Source organism: Zobellia roscoffensis (assembly GCF_015330165.1).
In the GTDB taxonomy this organism is placed as follows: Bacteria; Bacteroidota; Bacteroidia; order Flavobacteriales; family Flavobacteriaceae; genus Zobellia; species Zobellia roscoffensis.
In genome coordinates, this window is the sequence record NZ_JADDXT010000002.1 from 2035448 (window position 1) to 2061723 (window position 26276).

Sequence of the window (26276 nt, forward strand, 5' to 3'; positions counted from 1 at the left end):
GTTCTAATCTTCGTTTAAAATAATATCGGCAAGGATTGTTTCTATTTCGGCTTCGGTTAGTCCAGCGGCAATTCTTGAGCTATACATAAAACGGATTATATCCTTCTCTACCTCTAAAAAATCGTTTTCAGTGCTTATTTGAGAACATAGAAAACTGCCTTCATCTTCACATTTGTCCGAATGGCCAAAACCTAGGGCGTGTCCAAGCTCGTGCTTTAAAAGTGCTTCGGCCGGATTTGATATCCATATTCGGGTGGAGACCAAAACAGAATTTTCAGAAGGACTCATAGCAAAACCGTGGTAATTACCATCTTTAATTTCGTCGTACATATCCGGCCAAACTCCTTCTACCTCTTCTTTGCTGCCGTAAAACAGAATGGCGTTGGCATCTTCGGAATTTTCAACTAGTGCTATATTGAAATCTCCAGACAAGAATAATGCATTATATTCTGCCAAGACATTTTCTGTGGTACTTTGGTATTGTTCTGAAATGCCTCCAGTGAGGTGTAACCTCATTGGGCTTCCCCATTTTTGGTTAAAGTCTAAAGGAATGTTGCTATCTTCTTTCCAAAAGCTTAGATGCTGCGCATAGGAGACTACTTCTTTTTGCTCGTCCGATAAAAGAGTAACTTCGTCTACATTGTTAATGGCTAGGTCATAACTCTTGTCAACTATAGTTTTACCGTCAAATGCAGAGACCATAAACGGGTAGGAATCCTTAGTTTCAAAGTCTAGTTTGAGCAGCGGGCCCGTTATGATTTCGCCGGTAACTTCGTCAATAACAAGATCGGCACTAGACTCTATGGAGTAGGTTATTTCATCTTGGTCACTATCGGTAGCAGTTACAAAACCAATAGAACTGGCGGTTAAGGAATGCTCATCTATTGAATAGTTGGCTGCTTCGAATACGGGAATTGAATTTGTGTTTTCCGAGACAGTTTCTTCAGTCTCCTCTTCAGTTTCTTCTTTGTTTTCAGGTGTGGTTTCCGTTGTTCCATCAATGGAGTCCAGGGTAACTTCCTCAATGTCGGAACTACAAGAAAATATAAATAGGGAAACTAGGGGAATGAAAATTTTTTTCATGTCGGATGGTAGGTTAAAATGGTTGGGTATTGGGTTATTGGTATTTAAAAGTATAAGATTGGTATTGTGTCGAAGAATTTTTGTTGTGAATACTATAATTTACAAGGTGAGTCTGTTAAAATTATACGTGTACAATATATTTGTGCAGCAAAAAGCTCACTATAACATTGATTTTTAGAAGAGTAAATAGTTGTTGTAGGACTGAATTTAGGGCAGCAGAAAACGCCCTGTTGTTATTTTATATCAGGTTAAAAATGAAGTAGTGAAGCGGTATTGTACTTACTTGTCTATCTCTTCAAACAACAACCAAGATTCTGGGTCAAGAACTACATCGTCCGGTTGGTAGTCCAGTTTAATAGTTAAGCTCTTTCTAGCGTTTTCCATGTCCATTTTGTAGATGACGGTTTTACCATCTTTTATTACGCCAATTTCTATAGGAAACTTGAAAACATGGTGTTTTTGAAGTTGCTCAATATTAATTTGCAAATTTTTCTTGGCGTAACTCCAATCCCATTTAAGTTCAGGATGGCCTTTGGTAAAAAGCCACTGCTGAAAGAACTCGGTCAGGTCTTCGCCTGAAACCTCTTCCATTATTTTTTGAAAGTCGACTGACATTGCATTGGAATCCCGATAAGCTTTGTAATACGCTTGTATGCCTTTCCAAAATACTTCATCACCTAATTTATGACGAAGCATGTTTAATACCCAACCTCCTTTTTGGTAGGTGTTAATACTTAAGACCTTCATTGGGTCAGTAATGGAAGGGTCTACAATGGGTGAGGGGTTTTGCAAATAGTAGTCAATTATCTGCTTGCGGTCTAGCTCTAATTCCTCTTTTCGTTTTTCATTTCCGTAGACGCTTTCTTGATAGAGTATGGCAAAGTACGTGGCAAAACCCTCACTTAGCCAAACATGATTCCAGTCATTTTCACTGGCTGAATTACCAAACCATTGGTGGGCTATTTCGTGTGCAATCAGTCCTTCCACTTCATTTTTTCCGGTTACGGAGTTTTCAAAATAGGCAATGGTTCCTGCGTTTTCCAATCCGCCCCATTGTGTCTTTGCCTGCATATTTGCAAGTTTTGCGTAGGAATACGGACCAATATTATCTATAAAATACTCCAGTACTTTGGTTGCTACACCATAATCAGAAAAACCATCCAGTCTATTTTCAGGATATACCCACGCAGAAACAGGAATATCGTAAACCTCGTCCAGCAGTTTGCTTGCAAATTTGGTCACCCCAATAGTAACCACTTTCATGGCTACCGGAGCAGGTTCTTTGTAAGTGGTCAATTTCAATCCGTTGCCTAGGTTGCTTTCCTCTATTTTTTCACCTGTTGCAACCACATCGTAATGGTCCGGGGCGGTAATTCTAAATTCAATGGTAGCCTTATCCGATGGATGGTCTACCGATGGAAGCCAATGCCGCGCCAAGTTGGGCCAGTTGTCGCCAAAGAAAGAGCGTTGCCCAAATTTAGTAGTGTCAATGACAAGACCTCTCTCAGGAATACCTTCATAAACTACTTTGTAGGTTCTTGTTTTTTCCTCGGAGGACGTAGGGCTGATGTTGATTTTATTATTCTCAAACGTGTAATTTGCCGCCGTATCACCTTCTAAAACCTGGGTGATAGTCATACCATAACTTTCGGACTTGGCAATCAAATCCAATGCAAATGGATTCACCCCCTTTTTAAAATTGACGGTAATTTCGGCCTCGCCTTTTATTTGGTTCGATTCGTCGTTTAGCGAAAGTCCAAAAACATATCCCTGTACATCCGCAGAAGTATTTCTTTGGTAGGTGTCTTGGGCCTGTAGAACAAGTATGGACCAAAAGAACAATGTAAATAAAGAAAAGGTACGGAATTGTGTTGGTCTGTTCATAAAGGCTATTCGTTTACTGCTAAAATATTAAATCTTATCCATTTTCCCTCTTATCTCATCTAAACACAAATTACCCAGACTTCCTTCATGCGTATGGTGAATATCTCGTTTTGGGGTAAAAGTGCCTTCTTGTATTTCCAGTCCCATTTTTTTGTAGGCGTCTCTAAAAGGCATTCCGCTTTGTACAAGTTCGTTCAATGTATCTACACTGAAGAGGTAGTCATATTTTGGGTCTTCTAATATGCCTTTATTCACCTTCATTTCCTTTAGGCTGAAAGTCAGGATCTCAATGCAAGCTTTCATATCTTGAATAGCAGGAACAATTATTTCCTTTACCAATTGCAAATCACGGTGGTACCCGCTTGGCAGGTTGTTGATCACTAATGTCAACTGATTGGGAATGCTTTGTAGCTTGTTGCATTTACCTCGTACCAATTCAAAAACATCGGGGTTTTTCTTATGTGGCATAATACTACTTCCGGTAGTCAACTCATCTGGAAAGGATAGAAAATTGAAATTCTGACTCATATACAAGCAGATGTCCATCGCTAGTTTTGATAGGGTAGCGGCAATATTTGCCATGCCGAAAGCTGTTGCTTTTTCCACTTTTCCACGACCCATTTGAGCGGCAACTACGTTATATTTCAAGGTATCAAAACCCATTTCTTTGGTCGTAAAACTACGATCGATTGGGAAAGAACTTCCGTAACCCGCAGCACTACCAAGCGGATTTTGGTCAGCAACTTTATAAGCAGCATCAACAAAATATAAATCGTCTATAAGGCTTTCTGCATAGGCTGATAGCCATAAACCGAAAGAAGATGGCATAGCTATTTGCAAATGCGTATACCCAGGAAGTAATACATCTTTGTGCTTTTCCGCCAGCTCTAGTAACAAGTCAAAAAGCTCTTTTGTTCCTGATTTTATTTCTGAAAGCTCATTTTTTAAATAGAGGTGCATGGCCACCAAAACTTGATCGTTTCTTGACCGTGCGGTGTGTATTTTTTTGCCGGTATCACCAAGTTTTTCGGTGAGTACATATTCTATTTTTGAGTGCATATCCTCAAATGAATCCTCAATGACAAATTCGCCTTTTTCTATGGTATCGGCTATGGCATCCAATTCTTTTACCAAGGAGTTGGTTTCTTCCTCGGTCAACAATCCTATTTTACCCAACATCTTGGCATGCGCTTGTGATGCGATGATATCATATTTCGCTAATTGTAAGTCTAATTCACGGTCGTTTCCAACAGTAAAATGGTCTATTTTTTTATCGGTGCTAAAGCCTTTATCCCAGAGTTTCATTTTTTAGTTATAAGTTTTAAGTTTATAGTTAAAAGTCACTATATTTTTTGATTAAAGTAAAGGTCATTTTCTGGACCTCATCGCATAAGGCAAAAGTATCCTCTAAGTCTGTTTCAGCCAGAAATCCAATTCTTTTTGATATCTCCAATTGTGTTTTTAGTTCATTAATAGATCCGTTGGAAATTTCTAAAAATTGGCGAAATACTTTCTTTGATTTCCTTCCGGTTCCTTCTGCAATATTGCTAGGTATGGAAACGGCGCATCTTCGTATTTGGCTTGTAAGTCCAAATTTTCCTCGGCAGGAAAATTAGATGTCAATTTATAAACTTTTTCAACTAAGGTCATTGACTTTTGCCAAACAATAAGCTCTTTATAATTATACATCTTGGAACTATTAACTTTTTACTAAAAACTATTTTATAAATCCTTTTAATAAGTTAATGTACAAATCAATTCCGTCTTCTATTTCTTTGACGTAGATATATTCATCTGCCGAATGTGAACGGGTACTATCTCCAGGCCCTAATTTTAGGGATTGGCACGTTAACGCCGCTTGGTCTGAAAGTGTGGGTGATCCGTACGTTTTTCGTCCTAACGCCATTCCTGATTGAATCAACGGATGGTCCTTATCAATAGCCGAAGAGTTGAGTCTCAGTGAGCGTTCTTTGACTTCACAGGGAGCATCTCTTTTTAAAATTTCTGCTATTTCTGCATTAGAATATTTATCGTTTACACGTACATCGATAACCAATTCCACCTGAGCAGGTACTACATTATGCTGAGATCCTCCACTAATTTGGGTAACGGTCAATTTCACCGGGCCTAAAACTTCCGATACTTTTGGGAACGTATAGTTTTTGAACCAATCTAGAACTTCAATGGTGTTGTAAATGGAGTTGTTGTCATTTGGGTGCGCGGCATGTGAAGGTGTTCCTTTTATCACTGCATCAAAAACTACGAGTCCTTTTTCGGCTATGGCCAAATCCAGCAACGTAGGTTCACCCACAATAGCAACATCTATTTTTGGTAGGTGCTGTAAAAGTCCTCTTAGGCTATTTGGACCTGAACTTTCCTCTTCCATGGAAGCCACCATTAAAATGTTGTGATTCAGATTTTCTTCTGCGTAGTAGGTGGTGAATGTCGCGATAAGCGAAACCAAGGCGCCACCGGCATCATTGCTACCTAGGCCGTAGAGTTTGCCGTCTTCAATATGCGGATTGAAAGGGTCTCTCGTATAAGCCGAGTTCGGTTTTACAGTATCGTGGTGAGAGTTGAGAAGCAACGTAGGTTTACTCTCGTCAAAATGCTTGTTCACTGCCCAAACATTGTTCAAATGCCTTTCAAAAGGAATGTCAAAAGACTGGAACCAGTTTTCGATGGCATCGGCAGTTTTGTCTTCTTCTGATGAAAACGATTGAATCGAAATCAGTTCTTTTAATAAATCTATCGCTTTTTGCGTCAATGCTGCTTGTTCCATTTTTAGAGGGTAAGGGTAGTGAATAAAGTGGATTTAGGGTCTAACATGCCAATGTTTCCAATACGCACCTGATGCACGTTTTGTTTTAAGGCATGAAAGCAATTTTCCATTTTAGGAAGCATACCGTCGGCAATGACTTTCTGTTCCAATAAGTCCTTATAAGATTCGCTGTCAATATGCTTTACTACGGAATCTTCATCGTGGACATCCATCAAAACACCCTTCTTTTCAAAACAATAGTAAAGGGTAGTTTCGTAGTTCTGGCTCATGCCAATCGCTAATTCTGATGCAATAGTATCTGCGTTGGTGTTTAATAGTTGCCCGTTACCATCATGTGTCATCGCACAGAAAACAGGGGTAAGCCCAGCTTCTAAAAGCTTTGATATTGTTGATGAATCTACGCCGTCAACATCTCCGGCAAAACCGTAATCAATTTCTTTTACAGGTCTTTTGTGCGCCTGAATGGTGTTGCCATCCGCACCGCTAAGTCCTATGGCATTGCAGTTGTTTGATTGCAATTCCGCTACAATATTTTTATTTACCAATCCGCCATAGACCATGGTAATCAGTTCCAGGCTTTGCTCGTCTGTTATTCGGCGTCCACCAATTAGCTTGGATTCTATTCCTAATCTAGTCCCTAATTGGGTGGCAAGTTTTCCGCCACCGTGGACTAATATTTTGGGGCCTTCCAATTGGGAAAATGCCATTAAGAACTTTGAAAGCTCTTCTTTATTTTCGATGACGTTTCCGCCTATTTTTATGATTGATAATTTCATGGGCTTACTGTTCCAAGATTTTCTTCAACACGATTTGAGCTGCATAGGTACGGTTGTTCGCTTGTTCAATTACAAGGGATTGCTCCCCATCTAAAACAGCATCGGCAACAACCATATTTCTACGCACAGGAAGACAATGCATAAACTTGCCTTTGCCCACTTTTTCAGGAGTCATCGTCCAACTTTTATCTTGGTTCAGCACTTGGCCATAATTGGAATAACTACTCCAATTTTTTACGTAAATGAAATCGGCATTTTCACAAGCCTTCTTCTGGTCGTATTCTATAGTTGCCCCTTTAGTAATTTCGGGGTTTAATTCGTAACCCTCTGGATGTGTAATCACAAAATCCGCATCTTGCATATGCATCATTTCTACAAATGAATTGGCTACGGCATGTGGCAAAGCCTTAGGGTGCGGTGCCCAAGAGAGCACTACTTTGGGTCTTATTTTTGTATTCTGTTCGGCCAAGGTTATGGCATCTGCCAAAGCCTGTAATGGGTGGCCTATGGAACTTTCCATATTTACAATGGGTACGCTGGCGTATTTTTTGAATCCGTTTAATACTTTTTCCGCTTCGTCTTCTTCTTTATCCTGTAATCCGGCGAAAGCCCTAATAGCAACAATATCACAGTACTGAGAAATAACTTGAGCCGCTTCTTTGATATGTTCGGAAGTTCCTTGGTCCATTACGGTTCCATCGGCATATTCCAAAGCCCATCCTTCGCTTCCAAAGTTCATAACAATAACTTCCAAACCAAGGTTCATAGCCGCTTTTTGGGTGCTTAAGCGCGTACGCAGACTGTTATTGAAGAACAGCAAACCAATAGTTTTGTCCGAACCTAGGTTTTTGTGCTTTCTGGGGTCTTCTTTTAAATCCCTTGCTTCTTCTACCCAATTATCTAGCGAGTCTATGTCCTGTAAGGAGAGGTAATGTTTCATTTTAAATAAATTTCTCGTGCTGTTTTATTTTTATTTGGATGTTCTCTACATCATTGGTCTTCTAAAAAGTGACCGTCTTTGGTTTTTATTTTGGTATGGTTGCCCGAGCCTTTAAAAGCATCGGTGATAAAGCTGTCGTTCAATCCGTTTACAATCCAAGTTTCTATACCTGCTTTTTGTGCAATGGTGGCCGCCTCAACTTTAGATTGCATTCCGCCCGTGCCATGTGATGATTTATGTGAACTTATTTCTTGCTCCAAACTATCAATTCCCAATACTTCGGAGATGGTTTCCGGTTGCCCATTTTCTATGGATATTTTGGTGTATATGCCATTGGTGTTCGTAGCAATCATTAAAAGGTCGGCTTTCAGCAATGAGGCCGTTAATGCCGCCAGCTTATCATTGTCGCCAAATTTTATTTCATCGGTTGCCACCGTATCATTTTCGTTGATTATCGGAATAAAATTGTTCGCAACCAGAACATCTATGGTATTCTTAATATTGGCTTTGGATTTTGGACTCTTAAAATCGGAATACGATAAAAGACATTGCGCGGCAAATAGACCAAGCTCTCTAAAACTTTCCTGAAACATGCGCATTAAATGAGGCTGACCTATTGCAGCCAAGGCTTGCTTTACGTCAATATCTCCACCGTTGTGCTCTAATTTTACGAACTGTTTGGCTGCAGCAATAGCTCCTGAACTTACTATGATAAACTCATAATCGTTTTTTAAAGCAGCTATTTGCCGACCTATATCCTCTATTTTTCCACGGGAAATCTGATTGGTTTCCTTAGTAAGTGTATTCGTGCCGATTTTCAGTAAAATCCTTTTTTTCATCAGGTATTCGTTTTCATCATGAGGAGCCGACGATAGTTTTACTATCCTCTAGTTTGCCCGTTTCCTTTTACATACCACTTGTTGGTTACCAAATGTTGAAGGCCGATAGGTCCTCTTTGGTGTAATTTATCGGTACTAATGGCAAGTTCTCCACCCAAACCAAATTGCCCGCCGTCCGTAAAACGGGTTGAGGCGTTATGATACACTGCGGCTGTATCCACATTGTTCATGAAATATTCTGCAGTCTCATTGTTGGCCGTTATAATTGATGCAGAATGCCCTCCGCCATAAGTGTTTATTTTAGAAATAGCATCTTCTAAATCCGAGCTTTGGCCAATTACAATTTTATAATCTAGAAACTCCTCGTGCCAAATGTTATCGTCCTCAATGCCTTTTGTTCCTTCCATTCCGGCAATAGCTTCATCGGCCAGAATCTCAACATTACTTTTCTTTAATTCTTGAATCAAATGCTGAAGAAACTGCTGTTTTCTAGGCAAATCCGAAGAAATCAATACTTTGTCAACTGCGTTACAAGCAGATATTTTAGTAGTCTTGCCATTAATAATAATGTCTATGGCCATCTCTAAATCTGCTTCTTCACCAACATAAATGAAATTGTTTCCACGGCCGCTAACAATAACGGGGCAGGTAGCATGCTGTTTTACAAAAGCAATAAGTCGCTCACCACCTCTGGGTACAATCAAATCTACCTTTTGTGTCGGTTTTTCAAGAAATGCCTGAGTTTCGGTTCTGTTGAACTGTAAATAAGTCACCCAGTCCGCTTCAGCTTCATTGGCTTCAAGTGCCTTGTGCCACAAATCCACTAACAAAAGATTACTGTTCAAGGATTCTTTACCTCCCTTCAATAAAATTTTGTTCCCGGATTTGAAAGCGATACCGGCAGCCTCAATAGTAACATCCGGTCTGGATTCATAAATAATAAGAATCGTTCCGAAAGGAGCGGTTTTATTGCTTACCTGCATGCCGTTTTCATGCTCAAAACTAAAAAGTTCTACACCCAATGGGTCTTCTTGAGCGGCAAGTTGTTGCAGGCTTAAAATCATACCGTCAATTTTGCCTTGGTCAACTTTAAGTCGATCACGCATGGCAAGGTCATCACCTGTATAACCTTCCATATCCTTTTTATTGGCCTCAAGAATGGCTGAGCGTTCTTGATTTATCAAATGGGCCATATCCGAAAGAACGGCGTTGCGTTGTTTTATATCCAATAATAAACTCATTACAATTCAGCTTTTAAAGCGGTGAAAAAAGTGTCTAAATGGTTTTCGGTAATATTCAATGCAGGTAGTACTCGTAAAACGAATTTGTCTTTGGCACCACCTGTAAATAAGTGTTGATCGTGAATCAGTCTCTTTCTTAAATCGGCCACTTCAAAATCAAATTCTAGTCCGAGCATTAAACCTCGGCCTTTTACTTTTTTAATTTGAGGTATTTCTGCCGCTAGCGCTCTAAAGTATCCCTCTAAATGAGCTGCGTTTTCGATCAGTTTTTCCTCTTCTAAAACTTCTAAAACCGCTAATGTGGCTACGGAAGCCAAATGGTTTCCGCCAAAAGTGGTGCCTAATAACCCGTAGGAAGCTTTAATATCTTCATGTATTAAAATGCCGCCAACAGGAAAGCCGTTACCCATTCCTTTTGCTACAGAGATAATATCCGGTTGTATATCATGATGTTGAAAAGCGAAGAATTTACCACTTCTGCCAAAACCACACTGTACTTCATCGGCAATCAATACGGCTTTATTAATTTTGGATAATTGAGCCACTTGCTGATAAAAATCGGTTGTTGGTTCATCTAAACCTCCAACACCTTGAATGGTTTCTATAATCACCGCACAAACATCGCCTTTTTCTATTTCGGTTTGAAAAGCTTCTAAATCATTCAAAGGAAGAAATGTCACCTTTTGCTGTAAATTGATAGGTGCATTAATCTTTGGATTATCCGTAGCCGCAACGGCCGCAGAAGTACGCCCATGAAAGCCATTGGTGAAGGCTATTACTCTAGACTTTCCAGTGTGAAAGGAAGCTAGTTTTAACGCATTCTCATTAGCTTCGGCACCTGAATTGCACAAAAACAGATTGTAATTTTCACAGCCTGAAAGCTGACCGAGTTTAGCAGCCAGTTCTTCTTGTAGCGGATTTTTAACCGAGTTGCTGTAGAAACCTATTTTATTTAGCTGGTCCGTAAGACGTTTTACGTAATGCGGGTGTGAATGACCAATGGAGATTACGGCGTGACCTCCGTAAAAATCCAAAAATTCGGTTCCTTTATCATCGGTTACTACTATCCCCTTTGCCGATACAGGGGTTACATCGTATAATGGGTAAACATCAAATAAATTCATAACTTTTACTGTTGAGCTAATCATAGCTTCTTGTATTTTATTAGAGAGATGTTTTTATAACTGGTTCTCTTTAATTCTACTGATTTTTTCATAGGATGCTACAATTCCCTGAATAAGGGAAGAGCTCAGTCCTTGGTGTTCCATTTCGTTCAAGCCTTGAATGGTACAGCCTTTTGGCGTGGTGACCCTATCGATTTCCGCTTCTGGGTGACTGCCGGATTCGATTAATAAACTAGCGGCACCACTACAGGTGTGCATGGCTAACTCTTGAGCCTCTTTTGCATCAAAACCTAACTGAATGGCACCTTGGGTGGTGGCACGTATCAAGCGCATCCAAAAAGCAACTCCGCTGGCACAGATTACCGTTGCCGCTTGCATTTGCGTTTCTGGGATTTCCATGGAATGACCCATACGATTGAAAATAGCCTTGGCCAATTCAATTTTCTTTTTGCCCTTTTCATTACTACAGATACAGGTCATAGATTGCCCTACGGAAATAGCCGTGTTGGGCATGCTACGGATAATATTATAATCCGAACCAAGAATAGCTTCCATTTTAGCAATACTAAAACCGGTAATAGTAGAAATAACCACGTGGTTATCGGTTAGCAAATCCTTAGTGCTTTCCAAGATATTCTCAAGCTGACTAGGTTGAACAGCCAAAATAATAATATCGGATTTTTTTACGGCCTCACGATTATCCGAAGTAATGGTAACATTGCCATAGTTGGAATATTCTTCTATTTCAGCCGTATTTCTTTTGGTAAGATACATGGTTGTGGCTCCGTTGGAATTTAAAATCCCTTTGGCGATGGAAAGGCCCAAATTACCTGCTCCTATGATGGCTATTTTCATAATCTTTTAGTATTGAGTTATGAGTAAAATGTACGTAGTACATCTTGTTCAAAACTGAGTGTTCATTACTTATAAGTAGACCTTTTTATTTAATGTTTTAATTTGTTTTCTATAGGTCTGTTTAGAAAACGCCTGCTTTTAAATTAAGACCGGCTGCTTCTTCAAAGTCAAAAATCAAGTTCATATTCTGTACCGCTTGCCCAGAGGCGCCTTTTAACAAGTTGTCTATTGCAGAGGTAATAAGCAATGTGTTCCCATGTTTGTGCAAGTGAATATGACATTGATTGGTATTCACAATTTGTTTGAGGTGAATGGGCTCTTCGGCTATTTGCGTAAAAAGTGCATCCGCATAAAAATCTTTGTACAACTTAACGGCTTCTTCTAAACTGCCATCAAACTCTGTATAGGCCGTTGCTAAAATACCACGAGTGAAATTACCCCTATTTGGGAGGAAAAACAACTCTCCCGAATTGGGCTGCAAAGATTTTAAACTCTCGTTGATTTCACCCAAATGTTGATGTGTAAAGGGTTTGTACCAGCTCACATTGTTATTTCTCCAACTAAAATGAGATGTAGCGGAGGGACTAACGCCCGCACCTGTACTACCTGTAACGGCATTAATGTGTACCGTATTTCCAAGTTTATTCTCTTTTGCCAAAGGAAGAAGGCCTAATTGAATAGCCGTTGCAAAACAACCCGGGTTTGCGATATAATTCGCCTTTTTAATTGCTTCTTTTTTAAGTTCCGGAAGTCCGTAAACAAACTCTTTTCCTTCAAAAACAGCGTGGGCCTGAAGCCTAAAATCGTTGCTGAGGTCAATTATTTTGGTGTCTTTGGAGAACTCGTTTTCCTGTAAAAATTTAGAGGAATTACCGTGCCCCAAACACAGGAAAACCAAATCTACATCAGGATTTACAGTTCCTGTAAACTCCATTTCGGTAGTGCCTAATAAATCGGCATGGGCCGTTGTGACTTTCTTTCCGGCTCTGGTAGTGCTGAAAACGAAATCTATTTCAGCTTCTGGGTGATGCAGGAGAATTCTAATCAGTTCACCGCCCGTATAACCAGAACCTCCTATGATACCAACTTTAATCATCGCTAGAATTTACATGGTTATAAATCTTCCCGGAATTGGAAAGTATTTTGATGAATCCTTTGGCGTCATCCGCAGACCATCCTTTGTTTACTTCTCCGTAGCTTCCAAAAGCATCGGTCATTAAATCATGCTCCGAAGAAATTCCGTTCAATCTAAACTGAAAAGGATAAAGGCTAATGAAAACATCACCGGAAACGTTCTTTTGCGTATCCGTTAGGAAAGCTTCTATGTTTCTCATTACGGCATCTAGGTAGTTGCCTTCGTGCAATAACATGCCATAGAAGTTACCCTGTTGTTCTTTTTGGAACTGTTGCCATTTGGTAAGGGTGTGTTTTTCCAACAAGTGGTGTGCTTTAATAATAATTAACGCAGCAGCAGCTTCAAAACCAACTCTACCTTTTGTACCGATAATAGTATCGCCTACATGAATGTCTCTACCTATAGCATATTTTGAGGCCATGGCCTCTAGTTTTTCTATATTGGCAACGGGACCATTTTTAACGCCATCAATAGCAACTAATTCTCCTGTTTCAAAAGTTAGCTTTACATCTGTAGGCTCTTTTTCCTGTAATTGGCTTGGGTATGCACTATCGGGTAACGCTCTTTGGGAAGTTAATGTTTCTTCACCACCAACGGAAGTACCCCAAAGCCCTCTGTTTATAGAGTATTTTGCTTTTTCCCAAGGATAGTCTATACCGTTCTCTTTTAGGTAGGCAATTTCTGCCTCTCTAGATAGTTTGTTATCTCTAATGGGAGTAATAATTTCTATTTCTGGAGCAATGATTTGAAAAATCATGTCAAATCTCACTTGGTCATTACCGGCGCCCGTACTACCATGGGCTATATAATTAGCGCCGATTTTTTTGGCATAGTTTACAATTTCAATAGCCTGTACGATTCGCTCTGCACTAACTGATAGTGGGTAGGTATTGTTCTTTAGAACATTTCCGAAGATAAGGTACTTAACTACCTTGTCATAAAAAATCTGAACGGCATCAATAGAAGTATACGAACTAGCTCCTAATTGTATAGATTTTTCTTCTATGGAGGCAATTTCTTCTTTTGAAAAACCGCCTGTGTTTACGCTTACTGCGTGTACTTCAAAACCTTTTTCCTGTGATAGGTATTTAGCGCAGTAGGAAGTGTCTAATCCGCCGCTGTATGCTAAAACTAATTTTTTCATTTTACAAATTGTGTTGTTTCGGCCAAGATTGAATAATTCATTGACCTATTAGGTTATTCGTTTGTTTTCTTTTTTAAGAAAAGTGATTCTTTTATGCTTTTTAACCTTTTGAAAGCTTTGCTGTTCACTTCTTCTTTTGGAGCCTTTTTTTCTTTGGTCGCTGCATCATAGAGCATACCTGTACAGAGGCACATTTTACGCTCGGTGCGGGTAAGAATGTCAAAGTTTTTGCAGGTCTGGCAGCCTTTCCAAAATTCAGGGTCATCAGTTAGTTCTGAAAATGTAACGGGCTTATAGCCAAGCTCATAATTCATTTTCATTACGGCTAACCCCGTGGTGATACCAAATATTTTGGCATCTGGAAATTTCTCTCTCGAAAGTTCGAAGATTCTTTTTTTAATTTCTTTCGCCAATCCCTGATTTCTATAGTCAGGATGAACGATAAGACCAGAGTTGGCTACGAATTTCTCGTGCCCCCAGACTTCTATATAACAGAAGCCGGCAAACTTGTCACCATCTAAAGCAATAACGGCGTTGCCGTTTTCCAAACGTTTTTGAATATATTCTGGTGTACGCTTGGCAATGCCAGTACCTCTTACTTTAGCAGATTCCGTAATGGTGTCGCTAATGATTTGGGCGTATTTAATATGTGACTTGTTAGCAATAATTAGTTTCATTGCCAAAAGGGTTTAAACTGTAAGAAAAAATGAATTGTTGTTTGTTGTGCGGAAATGGACTCACCTATTTCCATGAAATATGATACACCCCTACGGGCGACGACGGCGAGAAAACGGGCGAACGGGAGCAAGGTTGCTCAAAGTTTTAGATATGTGTCTTTGTCCTTTCATGGAAGGTCAAATGTACAAGATTATGCCGAAAGTATAAAGGTGTGAGGTTAATTTTTACGAAAAATAACAAATTGTTCTTTTGAGTTAAAAATTTCGTAAATCAAAAACACATATACAGAAATATATTCAACAGCGATTAGCGTTAGGTTTTCTTTAAAGTCAACCTTTGAATACGCGTAGTAACTGAGGACCACTGTGGCTGACCAAAGTACCGCATATTTGTATTTGGTAAATACACCTAATACCACCAAAAAGATGATATACCAAGGATGTACAGTGGCAGACATGAAATAATACAGCGTAAGTACGGCCATCATTGAGGTAATTAATGTTGGTATTTTTTGATTGTCCCTAAGAAAAGTGAATAACAGTACAAATAGGATAGTTAATATAGGTGTGATTTTTCCATAGGTTTTTATAAGTTCCCACGGTTTTCCGTTAAATTGAACGGCAATGTATTTTATAGCATTGTATAGACCGGCATTAAATTCAAAATTTGAAAACCAGAGTCCGACTGTTTTGGAATAGTTCGCAATAAATTCAGAAGAATAAAAGGGAACAAATAGCAATACACATGTAACTCCTATAATCATGTAGAAGCTTACACTTTTTTTAAATCCTAAATGTTTTAGAAAGAGCGGTAGAAACAATAAAGGTACTAGTTTAACACAAATGGATAACGCGTAAGGAATGGCAGCCAGAGCCCATTTTTTTATGGATAATAGGTATAGTGCCCATACAAAAAAGAAAAGCATAACACCTTCAAAATGTAGGTTTCCTGTTAGTTCAATTATGACTAGAGGGTTTAAGAAGTACCAAAAAATAAGGTGTGGTGAATGGTTAAGGTTTTTTAGTAGTTTTCTCCCAAAATAGAAAATACCTATATCAGCTAAAATAATCATGGTTTTGATAACCAGAACAGAACCCATTATGCTTTTTGCACCCAATAAGGCTGCTAGGGCAAAGAGCAACTGGTTTAATGGAGGGTAATTGCTGAAATGCTTCGCACTTAAGCTTCCCATGCTATCGTAAAGGAGTTGGGCGTTGGGGATAACCAAATCACTTTGGGTAATCAAATCGTTTGGAACTTCTAGATAAGGATTGATAAAATTGGCAACTAGGTGCCCATCCCAAATAAAACGATAATAATCCTGGGAGAGGTTGGGTTCTGTGGTTAAGAATATCAACCTGAAAATAATACCTACTACCAAGAGAAATTTGAAATTCCATTTTTCAAACTGTATCAGCTTAAAACATAGAAAAAAGGAAGCAGCAAAAAGCGTTAAGAGTTTAATGAAATCCGTTCGCTCCAAATGAAAGGCAAAGGTGAAATAAAAAATAGCACCTAATAATGCCATAAGTACAGGCACCTTGTGAAGCTTCCAATATGTAGTGAGACGGTTGGGCATTTAACGGTTTGTTCTAATACCGAAAAAATAAGAAATTTAAATGGACTTGATGGTGTTAAAGGAGTTAAGATTCGTTATACACGAGAAGTCAGGGACTTTGTAAATACAAAGCCAAAGCCTACAAAAAGCATAAAGTGAAACGGGAAAAGACCAAAATCATTCAAAGGAACGGCACTGTACATTCCAAAAAGGAAATAAATCATAAGAACAGCTTCCAGAATCATGTTGGGAGATAATTTTTTGGTAAGGTATTTATTGCCTTTCCATGAATCTGTAATATTATTCAGGTTGAATTTAGGCGTACGTACAAATTCACTCCTTTTACCCATATGACCTTCAAGAACAGCAATTGAATTGTGCAGTGAAAAGCCCAATGCAACGGAAAAGAAGGTAAAAAATATTTTAATATAATCCACAAAATTGTCAAAGCCACTTCCTTGAATACTTTTATAGGTAAACCAGTAACAAACAAAGAGAATAATGGTGCTTAAAACAAAGAAACTCAATAAGGTAAAAACAATATCCAGTTGAGGATATATTGCCTTAATATACATGGCGGGTATGCTCAATAAAGAGACCAAGAATACACATAAGAACATTGAACTGTTCAGAAGATGCATTACACCATGAAATTTAGTTTTAAATGAGATGTTCTTAGCGGTAACCACATTAAAGACGGTCTTTCTAAAATTTTCGGCCCCACCCTTATTCCAACGAAATTGTTGTGAACGAGCGGCACTAATAACTACAGGAAGCTCTGCAGGTGTCTCTACGTCTTCTAGGTACTTGAATTTCCAGTTCTTAAGTTGCGCACGGTAACTAAGGTCAAGGTCTTCCGTTAGCGTGTCGCCTTCCCAATTTCCAGCATCAATGATGCATTCTTTTCTCCAAATACCAGCTGTACCGTTAAAGTTAATAAAGTGTCCTTTGGCATTTCTGCCTACTTGTTCTAAAGTAAAATGAGCATCTAAAGCAAAAGCTTGAATACGCGTAAGCGTAGAATATTCGCGGTTAATATGTCCCCAACGAGTTTGTACAACACCAATTTCAGGGTCTTTAAAGTAAAGAACTGTTTTTTTTAACCAATCCCCGGAAGGCATAAAATCGGCATCAAAAATAGCTATGAATTCTCCTTTTGCTATTTCTAGTCCTTCTTTTAAAGCACCAGCTTTGAAGCCTTGGCGGTTTTCGCGACGTATATGTTGAATGTCAAGACCAGTTTCTTGTAAAGCTTTTACCCTTGCGGCAGTATCAATAACCGAATCATCAGTAGAATCATCAAGCACTTGAATTTCTAATTTGCTTTTCGGGTATTCTATTTTGGCAATGTTTTCCAACAAGCGCTCCATAACATATTCTTCATTATAGACAGGCAGTTGTATGGTAACGTAAGGTATCTCTTTTGGATCTAGAAGATTGAATTTTGGGGCAATTTGGTTGCGTCTCTTATACCCCAGGTAATTTACCAAGAGGTTCAGTTGCGCCAAACTGTAAAAAAATATCAATAGTAGTGCTACACTATAGATTGCGAGAATAATGTAAGCAATAATTAAACCCATATTATTTTATGCTGTATTTAAAAATCCAACCTAATATTTTTATGCCCGCAAATATACTACCTTTTACGGTACCCGATACTTTTGACATACCAATTCTTTTTTTGTAACGTACTGGTACTTCGGTATATGCTAAATTTTGTTTTAAAGCCTTCAATTGCATCTCCACTGTCCACCCGTAAGTTTTATCCTCCATGTTGAGTGTTAACAACTTAGGATATGATATAGCCCTAAACGGGCCAAGGTCTGTAAATGTTGCCCGAAACAACAATTTCATTAAAAAAGTGGCCAGCCAATTGCCAAAAATTTGCTGAGGCGTCATGCTTCCCTCTTCTCTAAGTCGTTTTACACGAGCACCAATTACAAAATCCACCTCTTTATTTAATATCGGAGCCACAATTTTATCAAGTTCTTCCGGATAATCGGAATAGTCTCCGTCAAGAAATACGACAATATCGGGTGCTTTGGATTGTTTGGCAATATGATCCATTCCCTTTAAACACGCATACCCATAACCCATTCTGCTCTCATTCAATACGGTAGCTCCTGCATCAGACGCGTTTTTTACTGTATTATCTGATGAATTATTATTTACCACTATAATTTCCGATACCGATTTAGGAATCTCGTGAATTACGGAAGCTATTGAATCTGCCTCATTGAATGCAGGAATTATGACCTTAATGTCTGGTTGTAGCATTAGTGAAACTTATTTTAAAGTATACTTGTTTTTTCCTTGTTTTAAGGGGATGTGTTTTCCGTTCCAAACCAGTTCGCCCTTCACTTTCTCAGGAATTGTTATGTCTGCCGAAAGCTTATTTTTTGATTTTTTAAAGTTGAAAACAATATTTCCTTTAGTAGTAGGGAGTAATCCATCTATAGATTGAAGCTTGCCAAAAACGGGAGCAATCCTTACTTTTTCAAAATTATTTTTAACCGATTTTATTCCAGCTAAATAATTAAAATAAAAATAGGCAGGAGAGGCGCTCCATGGGTGCACTTCTGAACGTGTTGGTTTCTTTTTACTTTCAAAACGTTCTAAGGTTGTGGTCATATGATTGGTAATCATAGATTCCCAAGGTTTCTGGGCCAAGTCAAAAAGTTCAGGTGCACCAACTTTTTCTATTGCTTGAAATAAATAGAAACGATAGTAGTAGGTAGCTTGTAACAAATCTTTGTCATTCAAAATTTTTGTCAAAAGTGCTCTCTGCTGACTTTCATCAACAGCATCTGTAAGAATGGCCATGATGTTGGTATGTTGGTCATAAATAGTCTTGTCCGGACGTTCCGCAAAGACTTGCTTGTTTGAGTCATAGCAAAGGTCAAAAACAGATTTTTTTATAGCATCTGCTCGGCTTTGGTATTTTTCAGCAGTAGGGCTATCGCCAATAACTTCAAATAATTTTGCGGCATTTTGTAGCGCATGTACATAATGCAGACTTACCACGGCAGAATTCTTTCCGTTATTTTTTGTTGCTGTTCCTTTGCCGTCATTAGCTCCTGAATACCAATCTATGAAATATCTGTATTTGGTTTCATTCACCAAATTCAGTTCGTTCATGTTCTTTTCAAAACCTGCTAATGTATGAACGATACCATCTTTATAATGCTCTACAAAAGATATGTCTTCGGTAAGGTTGTAGTAATCATAAACCATATCTACCCAAACTAAAGAATAAGTGGGGTAAATAAAGGTTGATCTGAGTGGATAGGCTCCTAAGATATTGCCTTCTGCATCTCGCGATTGATGAAATTGTTCAATGGCATTTTTAGTATGGTCTAGATTGCCACTCATTGCCTGCCAGAGCAAGGCATGAATTTTAGTGTCACCAACATACTGCATAGTTTCATAATAGGCATCACTTAAGAAATAATCTTGCGTACAGATATCTACCGTTCTTTTACAGATGTCAAAAATGTCATTATACATTTCATTGTCAGAGGTGAAACTAGCAGAAGAAACAATGTTTGTCCTTGAACGATAATTGATAAAACTATCTAATACCAATTCTTGCTCTTTTGTTTCTATTTCAAACTCAACAAAGCGGAAGGTCCGCATCCAATTAGGAATGAATTTTTGAGCATCTTTTCCGTTTGAAACAATACTATCATAGTAGCCTAAGAGCCTCTTATTTTTGATAATATCTCGATCTCCCTTTTCATCATTCTTATCAAACAAGTTTTCAGCATACTTTATCTTAATGCTGGCATTTTTTCCCTTACTGAAAATTAGTTCAGGAAAACCATTGGTAACGTATTTTTGGTCTATCAAAAACGTTGCTATTTTACCACTTGGAATTTCAAGCTTTCCTGAAGCAGGAAAAGTGGGAAGCGTAGTTTCAGAACTTCGTATGGTACTTTCAATATGTTCTTTGTGCCAGGTAAGTAATGGTAAGTTGCGCGGTTCTAACAAGTATGCCATTGATCCACCCATGCTGCTCGCACCCTCAAAGAATATGGTTCTAGACCAAGTGGAATCATTAAAATCTAGTTGTTCCCAATCCGTAGGATATTTGTTCATGTCTATAAAGTCCGTAGGGTTGTTGGCATAAAAGCCACCTACTATAGATTTTGGTCCGTCTCCTCGCCAGTTCACATTTATTACTTTATAGGAGTCATCCAATGAGCATAACCAAGTATCTCCCTTTCCTGTGGTAGTTAATACTTTTGCATTTTCTGTTATTCCGTTTACCATTACACTGGTGAAAATGGACTGAAGACCGTAAAAGCGTCGCTTTCCAAAGTTGATAACTTTTACAGCAATAACGTTCTTGCCATTTTGAAGATATTTTTTAAGGTTCAGGGTTTCGAACTTCCAATGCTTAATATCACTTAATTGTGGGCCGTGAGTTACTATTTTTCCGTTTACGTAAAGGAAATAGTGGTTGTCCGCAGATATGTTTATTATAAAATCTTGATTTACATCAGTAACATTAAAAGTGTTTCTGAATAAGATTACTCGGTCCTCACCTCCGCTTATATTGGGGTGACTTACCCAGTTGGCCTTAATGTTCTCAGTGGTATACTTTACATCAGGGTAATTAAGCTCAACTTGCGCCCATATGGAAGTTGAAAAAAGAAGTAAAAAGATAAACAGCGGGAAACGTGTCATTATTTAAGGTCTGATAAATTGTTTTCGCGTCTAAAACTACTAAAACTAAACCATTCCTTAATTTTTTTACCGTTTTGATATTTCTCTGCTGAGGTCAGTTTTTCGTTGATATACTGTAGACAATACCCATTTTTTTTGCCATTACTCAATTGGCATTTATGGTTTACTTTTCCCATAGAGTCATAGAATAACCACCAATTGGACTTCTTTCCGTTTTTATAATGACCTTCTTGTAAGGGTTTGCCATAGCTGTCGTAAAAGTACCAATAAGACACGCGTTGGTTATTTTGGTAGTGTCCCTGTTCGGATAATTTTCCGTTGGTGTGGTAGAATTTCCAAAAATCAGCTTTTACACCATCTTTTAACCAACCTTCCTGTTTTATCATTCCGGAGGGGTAATATTCTTTTTGGTATGTAATATTTCCTTCGGACTGGAGTCCAAAAAAAACAAAACACGCCATAAAAAATAATTTTGGGAACATACTAAAAATGCTTACAAAAGTATAGTCGGTTTAAGAAGAGAGAACTAACAAAAAAAATCCTATATATCTAATACTTTTAGATGTATAGGATTTTAATAGGTATTCAATGAATTGCCCCCTATTTTTTATTTACTAATTCCATAAGGTTAACATCGTTTCCTAGTAATACTTCCGTTGGGTTAATACGACCTTCTTCTGGACCGTTTTCTAATTTCAGAACCCCACGTGGGCAAACTGCTGAACATACACCGCAACCTACACAACTAGATCGTACAATATTTTCACCTTTTTGAGCATAGGCGCGAACGTCAATACCCTGCTCACAGTAGGTAGAACAGTTACCACAAGAAATACATTGGCCACCATTGGTGGTAATTCTAAATCGAGATTTAAAACGTTGTACAAAACCAAGGTATGCAGCTAACGGACATCCAAATCTACACCATACACGGTTACCGAAAATTGGATAGAAACCAGTTCCGATAACACCAGCGAATATTGCGCCGATCAATAAACTATAAGTGTTTTGAACACTTTGTGTTTTAATACCAAGTACGGTTCCAGATTCTGTAAAGAAGCTGTAAAGCGTCATACCTGTCATCACTACGGCAAAGAGTAAAACACCATGTATTAACCAACGCTCCACTTTCCAAGAAAATAGTGATTTACTTGAATGCTGACGGTACGGATCTCCTAAAGTTTCAGCTAATCCACCACAACCGCAAACCCAAGAACAATACCATCTTTTTCCGAAGAAATAGACCATTACCGGTACAATCACCAAGGTAAGAACAACGCCCCATACCAGAATGAATAGACCAATACCACCACTATCCAACAACGATTTTAAGTTCCATTGAAAGAAGAAATCATAATCTAGAGGGAATGCATTTTTAAAATCATAGTAAGGCATCTGTAGACGCACCATTATTTCCGGGATTAAGAAAGCAAATACAATCTGGAAAAATAGTACAGATGTAGTACGCACCACTTGGTACACGTTGTGACGGTATTTAATGTACATACGCACGGCCATAACGGTCATTACCGTACAATACATAAAACCATAGACAAACCAATGTCCTGCAGGATTACCGCTAAGGCTTTCGCTAATTGGATCTACAAGGAAAGTCCAGTTTACCGCAAATTCAGGTCTGAAGTATAGAACTAGATAGAAGGAAACTAGAAATACAAACACCATCCATGCTATCCAACCTCTATTCGTGGCGCTTTCATGGTATATACCATCGTTTTTTATTCCTTTTTTGCCTAGTAAGACCACATTAGGGAGAATAAACATCAATGCTCCAATAATACCAAGGCCAAAGGTCAAAAACCACATTAGTCCTTTGTTTTGAGCAATAAACCCAGCTCCGGATTTCTTACCTACCAAGGCCGCCATATCATGACCACTTGTGTAGATAACTTTTTTGTATTCTTTGTTTTTCCGGTGTTGGCTATTGGCTGCATCGAGCGCGGAACTTATAGCGGGCGAGAGGCTCAACATTCCGTTAAAATCTTTGCCAACAACGTTTTGATTTATTGACTGAATAAAAACATCACTTTTAATGTTTTTTTCTTTTACGATTTCGTCAAAGGTATTCTGGTCTAGCTTGTACGTACCTAATACGGGTACGGCAGCAAAAATGGCAAGCCCGATTAAAAAAATGACAAGGCCTATGTTTTGTATTGCTTTCATTATTTGTTTCTGATTAAGCTTTACTCGATAATCGAGATTAAATGCTCCGAGGTTCGCCTCGAAATTTCCAAGTTATTCCTTTACGATTGCCTCACGGGCTCGCTTCTTGTTGGTTTACTAAAAATTCGTTTCCAACTTTTCTTCTTAGGAGATAAGTTGGTATTCATTACCGAGTTATATTTTGATAGGATTTTCTCTTCATAATGCGAATAGAATTCTGGGTCAAAATTGGCATCTTTTAAATATTCCATCACATAATCTACACCGCGTTCTTCTGTTAGCCAACGATCAAACATTTCATGACGCATACGAATACCAAAGGTGTTGATACCCAAGAATTTTTTAGAGTCCTTATCATAGGCAACCGTAATGCAAATTTTTTCCGAAGCGTGGCGCCAGTGAAAATGGTTTTCGTGTTCTTTTTTTATTCTTTCGCTAAACACCCAACCATAGGTCTGATATTCTATATCAAGAAATTTGGCCGAATTAAACCAATGCCCAGGGTTGTATTCCCTTGGTTTGCCGCAAATGGTCTGTGCCAACGTTTCGCCCATCATGCGGCCCGTATACCAAACTGCTTCAATAGGTCTGCGATTGCCAATGCCCTCGTGTTGTTCGGCACAATCACCTATAGCATAAATGTCTTTTATATTAGTTTCAAGCAAGCGGTTGACTTTTACGCCTCGTCCTAATTCAATACCAGAATCTTTTAGAAAATCTATATTTGGTGTAACACCTGCGGTAAGACCTACTACATTACATTCAATAGTTTCGCCTTTATCCGTTGTAATAGCTTTGGCTCTGCCATTTTCATCGGATAGGATTTCAACCAGATTGGTCTCTAGTTTTAAATCTATGTGATGTTCTAAAATGTGCTCATTAATCATTTCAGATTCTCCAGATGGTAGAACACCGTTCCAAAAACTATTTTCGCGAACTAGGAACGTTACCGGAATTTTTCTAGATCGAAGCATTTCCGCAAGTTCAATACCTATAAGTCCGCCGCCAACAATAACTGCACGATTGCAAACCTCTTTATTAGGAGCATTTTCTTCAATTTGGTCTAGGTCTTGTTTTGAATACAAACCCTGAACCCCTTTTAAATCTTGACCAGGCCAACCAAACTTGTTGGGCTTGGACCCCGTTGCAATTATGAGCTTGTCATAAGTTAATTCTTTGCCTTCTGCCAATATCAGTGTTTTGTCTTCGTGATTAACAGAAGTAACAAATCCTTTAAGAAGTTCTATTCGGTTTTTCTTCCAAAACCAATTTTCATAAGGTTGAGTATGTTCAAATTTCATGTGACCCATGTATACATACATTAAGGCGGTACGAGAAAAGAAATAATTCGTTTCTGCGGATACTATTGTAATTTTTTTATCGGAAAGTTTTCGGATATGCCTAGCGGCTGTTACACCTGAAATTCCGTTACCAATAATGACGATATGTTCCATAATTTAATTGGGTTGTTGCGGGTTCTGTCGTTCTTAAAGGTAATACCTTAATCGCCTTTCCTAATTTAGAAACGTTTTAAATTCTTGAGGTATCTGTAAGGTTTTTGTGGATAAACCGAACTTGTAAGGCCTTGATTTTTAAATTCTTGAAAAAATCTCAAAAAATGAGCTTTTTTTGTATGGATGTTAAATTTGTCTCGACAGAAGCGTCAAGATAACAATGAAAATTATCAAATTATGAAATATTCAATTATGGTCCTTTTTCTTTCAATGGCCACTATGACAGCTACTTTCGGACAAAGTACCGCTGATTTTTTTACAAAGGCGGATGCTTTCTTTAAGACTAACGTAACAGATGGCCGTGTTAACTATTCGGCAGTGAAAGCTAACCCTGGGGATTTAAACGAACTACTTGAAGCGGCAAAAAATATTACAGTAACCGAAGCCAATGCCAATGAGTATCAAGCATTCTATATTAACGGTTATAATTTGTTGGTGATAAAAGGCATTATTGATAATTACCCATTAAAGTCGCCTTTGGATGTTGGAGGTTTTTTTGATGGTAAGAAATATGAAATAGGCGGAAAGAAGACTACACTCAATGATATTGAGAATAAATTATTGCGTGGAAAATTCCCGTCTGAAGCACGTTTTCATTTTGTGTTGGTGTGTGGCGGTTTAGGATGTCCTCCAATAATAAACAAAGCATATATGCCTGCTACTTTAGATGCACAATTAGAAAAGCAGACCAAATTGGCCTTAAATGATCCGCAGTTTATTCAACTCAATAAAAGTAAAGTAAAAATTTCTCAGATTTTTGAATGGTATAAGGGAGATTTTACTCAAAACGGACAAAGCTTAGTAGATTTTATAAACAAATACAAAGCAGAACAATTACCTGAAAAAACGAGGGTTTCCTATTATCCATATGATTGGACGTTAAACGAAACCAAATAACAATCAGCCTCTAATTTTAAAACAAAACTTATGAAATCAATACAAAGAAATTTTTTTCTTTCAGGTCTTCTTTTGGCCACAACCATGGTATTTGCACAAGATAATGCTAATGATGAAGACAATTCAACACAGAGTAATATTCAACAATACACGCCTTCCAAATTAATTGGAAAAGGACAGATAGATATAAAATGGTTCAATAATTTATATACTCAAACTAAAAGTACTTTTAGTGAAGGGAAAGAACCAAGACAAACATTTTTCACTTCTACATTAGAAGCCTATACAGGAGTGGGTGAGAATAAAAGATGGAATGTAGGGGCTATTTTTGAATTTCGTTCTAACGTAGTAGGAGGTAGAGATGCATTAGATGTGTTTAAGTTTGATGGAGAAGACAATACGGCGCGTTCAGGTCTTACTTCTATTGCGCCATCTGTAAAGTTTGTGCCTTTTAGATCGGTTAGTAATTTTTCTATTCAAAGTTCATTCTTTATCCCTTTAGTAGATAATGAAACTGAAAACGGTGTTTTCTTAGACCAAAAAGGATATATCTGGCAAAACCGATTTTTTTACGATTATACTTTTCCGGGTAACAAATGGCAGCTCTTTAGTGAGTTAAACTCAGAACTAAGCTTTGGTGATAAAGAAGATAGTTTTGCCAATAACAGTTTAAACTTAACCCCAGGTGTGTTTTTGAGCTATTTCCCGAGCTCTAAATTTACGGTTTTAGCCTTGGCGCAACACTCTCAACGTTTGGATTTAGGTAATGATTTTGCTCAAAACTTTACAGCAGTTGGTGGTGGGGCAAAATACCAATTGACCAATGCGTTGAACCTAGAAGCTTTGTATACCAACTTTGTAAGAGGTAGCAATACGGGGCTTGGGCAAACCTTTAATTTGGGTTTGAGGGCAATTTTCTAAGATGTAATCATAAATACTGTATTTTAGGGGTCTTA

General features: G+C 38.3%; 24 protein-coding genes. 2 read left to right on the forward strand and 22 right to left on the reverse strand.

Going from position 1 to position 26276, the window contains the following annotated elements:
* Window positions 1–3 precede the first annotated feature (3 nt).
* From IWC72_RS08515 to IWC72_RS08615, 22 genes are all read right to left on the reverse strand, one after another.
* The gene (locus tag IWC72_RS08515) at window positions 4–1083 is read right to left on the reverse strand and encodes a hypothetical protein (protein WP_194529478.1); all 1080 of its coding nucleotides are present in this window, start codon (window positions 1081–1083) and stop codon (window positions 4–6) included.
* A 279-nt stretch (window positions 1084–1362) separates the two neighbouring features.
* The gene (locus IWC72_RS08520) at window positions 1363–2967 is read right to left on the reverse strand and encodes a M1 family metallopeptidase (RefSeq protein ID WP_194529479.1); all 1605 of its coding nucleotides are present in this window, start codon (window positions 2965–2967) and stop codon (window positions 1363–1365) included.
* Between the two features lie 27 nt (window positions 2968–2994).
* Window positions 2995–4272, reverse strand: a complete 1278-nt coding sequence (gene argH, locus IWC72_RS08525; RefSeq protein ID WP_194529480.1) for an argininosuccinate lyase — start codon at window positions 4270–4272, stop codon at window positions 2995–2997.
* A gap of 28 nt (window positions 4273–4300) precedes the next feature.
* The gene (locus IWC72_RS08530) at window positions 4301–4543 is read right to left on the reverse strand and encodes a four helix bundle protein (protein WP_317171426.1); all 243 of its coding nucleotides are present in this window, start codon (window positions 4541–4543) and stop codon (window positions 4301–4303) included.
* Entirely contained in the window at window positions 4459–4656 is a 198-nt protein-coding gene (locus IWC72_RS20500; RefSeq protein ID WP_317171399.1) for a four helix bundle protein, read from the reverse strand. The genes IWC72_RS08530 and IWC72_RS20500 overlap by 85 nt, the downstream gene beginning before the upstream one ends.
* A 28-nt stretch (window positions 4657–4684) precedes the next feature.
* Entirely contained in the window at window positions 4685–5749 is a 1065-nt protein-coding gene (locus IWC72_RS08535; RefSeq protein ID WP_194529481.1) for a M20 family metallo-hydrolase, read from the reverse strand.
* A 2-nt stretch (window positions 5750–5751) separates the two neighbouring features.
* On the reverse strand, window positions 5752–6525 hold the full coding sequence (gene argB / locus IWC72_RS08540) for an acetylglutamate kinase (protein ID WP_194529482.1): 774 nt from the start codon (window positions 6523–6525) through the stop codon (window positions 5752–5754).
* A gap of 4 nt (window positions 6526–6529) precedes the next feature.
* Complete coding sequence (locus IWC72_RS08545) at window positions 6530–7465, reverse strand: Rossmann-fold NAD(P)-binding domain-containing protein (RefSeq protein WP_194529483.1); 936 nt, start codon at window positions 7463–7465, stop codon at window positions 6530–6532.
* A 50-nt stretch (window positions 7466–7515) separates the two neighbouring features.
* Window positions 7516–8307, reverse strand: a complete 792-nt coding sequence (gene proB, locus IWC72_RS08550) for a glutamate 5-kinase (RefSeq protein ID WP_194531118.1) — start codon at window positions 8305–8307, stop codon at window positions 7516–7518.
* A gap of 38 nt (window positions 8308–8345) precedes the next feature.
* The gene (locus tag IWC72_RS08555) at window positions 8346–9545 is read right to left on the reverse strand and encodes a glutamate-5-semialdehyde dehydrogenase (protein ID WP_194529484.1); all 1200 of its coding nucleotides are present in this window, start codon (window positions 9543–9545) and stop codon (window positions 8346–8348) included.
* On the reverse strand, window positions 9545–10669 hold the full coding sequence (locus tag IWC72_RS08560) for an aspartate aminotransferase family protein (RefSeq protein WP_194528104.1): 1125 nt from the start codon (window positions 10667–10669) through the stop codon (window positions 9545–9547). Before IWC72_RS08560 ends, IWC72_RS08555 begins: the two co-directional genes overlap by 1 nt.
* 54 nt (window positions 10670–10723) lie before the next feature.
* A complete protein-coding gene (proC, locus tag IWC72_RS08565) occupies window positions 10724–11524 on the reverse strand; it encodes a pyrroline-5-carboxylate reductase (RefSeq protein WP_194529485.1) in 801 nt (266 codons plus the stop codon).
* 121 nt (window positions 11525–11645) lie between these two features.
* A complete protein-coding gene (gene argC, locus IWC72_RS08570) occupies window positions 11646–12620 on the reverse strand; it encodes an N-acetyl-gamma-glutamyl-phosphate reductase (RefSeq protein WP_194529486.1) in 975 nt (324 codons plus the stop codon).
* Window positions 12613–13803, reverse strand: coding sequence for an argininosuccinate synthase (gene argG / locus IWC72_RS08575; RefSeq protein ID WP_194529487.1), 1191 nt, complete (start codon window positions 13801–13803; stop codon window positions 12613–12615). Before argG ends, argC begins: the two co-directional genes overlap by 8 nt.
* Before the next feature lie 53 nt (window positions 13804–13856).
* On the reverse strand, window positions 13857–14480 hold the full coding sequence (locus tag IWC72_RS08580) for a GNAT family N-acetyltransferase (RefSeq protein ID WP_194525803.1): 624 nt from the start codon (window positions 14478–14480) through the stop codon (window positions 13857–13859).
* Window positions 14481–14698: 218 nt separating this feature from the next.
* Complete coding sequence (locus tag IWC72_RS08585) at window positions 14699–16060, reverse strand: mannosyltransferase (RefSeq protein WP_194529488.1); 1362 nt, start codon at window positions 16058–16060, stop codon at window positions 14699–14701.
* A gap of 74 nt (window positions 16061–16134) precedes the next feature.
* Complete coding sequence (locus tag IWC72_RS08590; protein WP_194525805.1) at window positions 16135–17619, reverse strand: cellulose synthase family protein; 1485 nt, start codon at window positions 17617–17619, stop codon at window positions 16135–16137.
* Window position 17620: 1 nt separating this feature from the next.
* Window positions 17621–18316, reverse strand: a complete 696-nt coding sequence (locus IWC72_RS08595; protein ID WP_194525806.1) for a glycosyltransferase family 2 protein — start codon at window positions 18314–18316, stop codon at window positions 17621–17623.
* Window positions 18317–18325: 9 nt separating this feature from the next.
* Window positions 18326–20728 carry an alpha-L-rhamnosidase-related protein gene (locus IWC72_RS08600; protein ID WP_194529489.1) on the reverse strand — a complete coding sequence of 801 codons (2403 nt, stop codon included), beginning with the start codon at window positions 20726–20728 and terminating at the stop codon, window positions 18326–18328.
* Entirely contained in the window at window positions 20728–21189 is a 462-nt protein-coding gene (locus IWC72_RS08605; RefSeq protein WP_194529490.1) for a toxin-antitoxin system YwqK family antitoxin, read from the reverse strand. The genes IWC72_RS08600 and IWC72_RS08605 overlap by 1 nt, the downstream gene beginning before the upstream one ends.
* Window positions 21190–21328: 139 nt before the next feature.
* A complete protein-coding gene (locus tag IWC72_RS08610; protein ID WP_194525809.1) occupies window positions 21329–22909 on the reverse strand; it encodes a 4Fe-4S binding protein in 1581 nt (526 codons plus the stop codon).
* Between the two features lie 80 nt (window positions 22910–22989).
* The gene (locus IWC72_RS08615; RefSeq protein ID WP_194529491.1) at window positions 22990–24363 is read right to left on the reverse strand and encodes an NAD(P)/FAD-dependent oxidoreductase; all 1374 of its coding nucleotides are present in this window, start codon (window positions 24361–24363) and stop codon (window positions 22990–22992) included.
* Between the two features lie 237 nt (window positions 24364–24600).
* Here IWC72_RS08615 and IWC72_RS08620 point away from each other — a divergent pair, with 237 nt between their 5' ends.
* Both IWC72_RS08620 and IWC72_RS08625 read left to right on the forward strand, forming a co-directional pair.
* Window positions 24601–25320 (forward strand): DUF547 domain-containing protein, encoded by a 720-nt coding sequence (locus IWC72_RS08620; RefSeq protein ID WP_194529492.1) that lies wholly within the window; start codon window positions 24601–24603, stop codon window positions 25318–25320.
* 30 nt (window positions 25321–25350) lie between these two features.
* Entirely contained in the window at window positions 25351–26241 is an 891-nt protein-coding gene (locus IWC72_RS08625; RefSeq protein ID WP_194529493.1) for a hypothetical protein, read from the forward strand.
* Window positions 26242–26276: the final 35 nt, after the last annotated feature.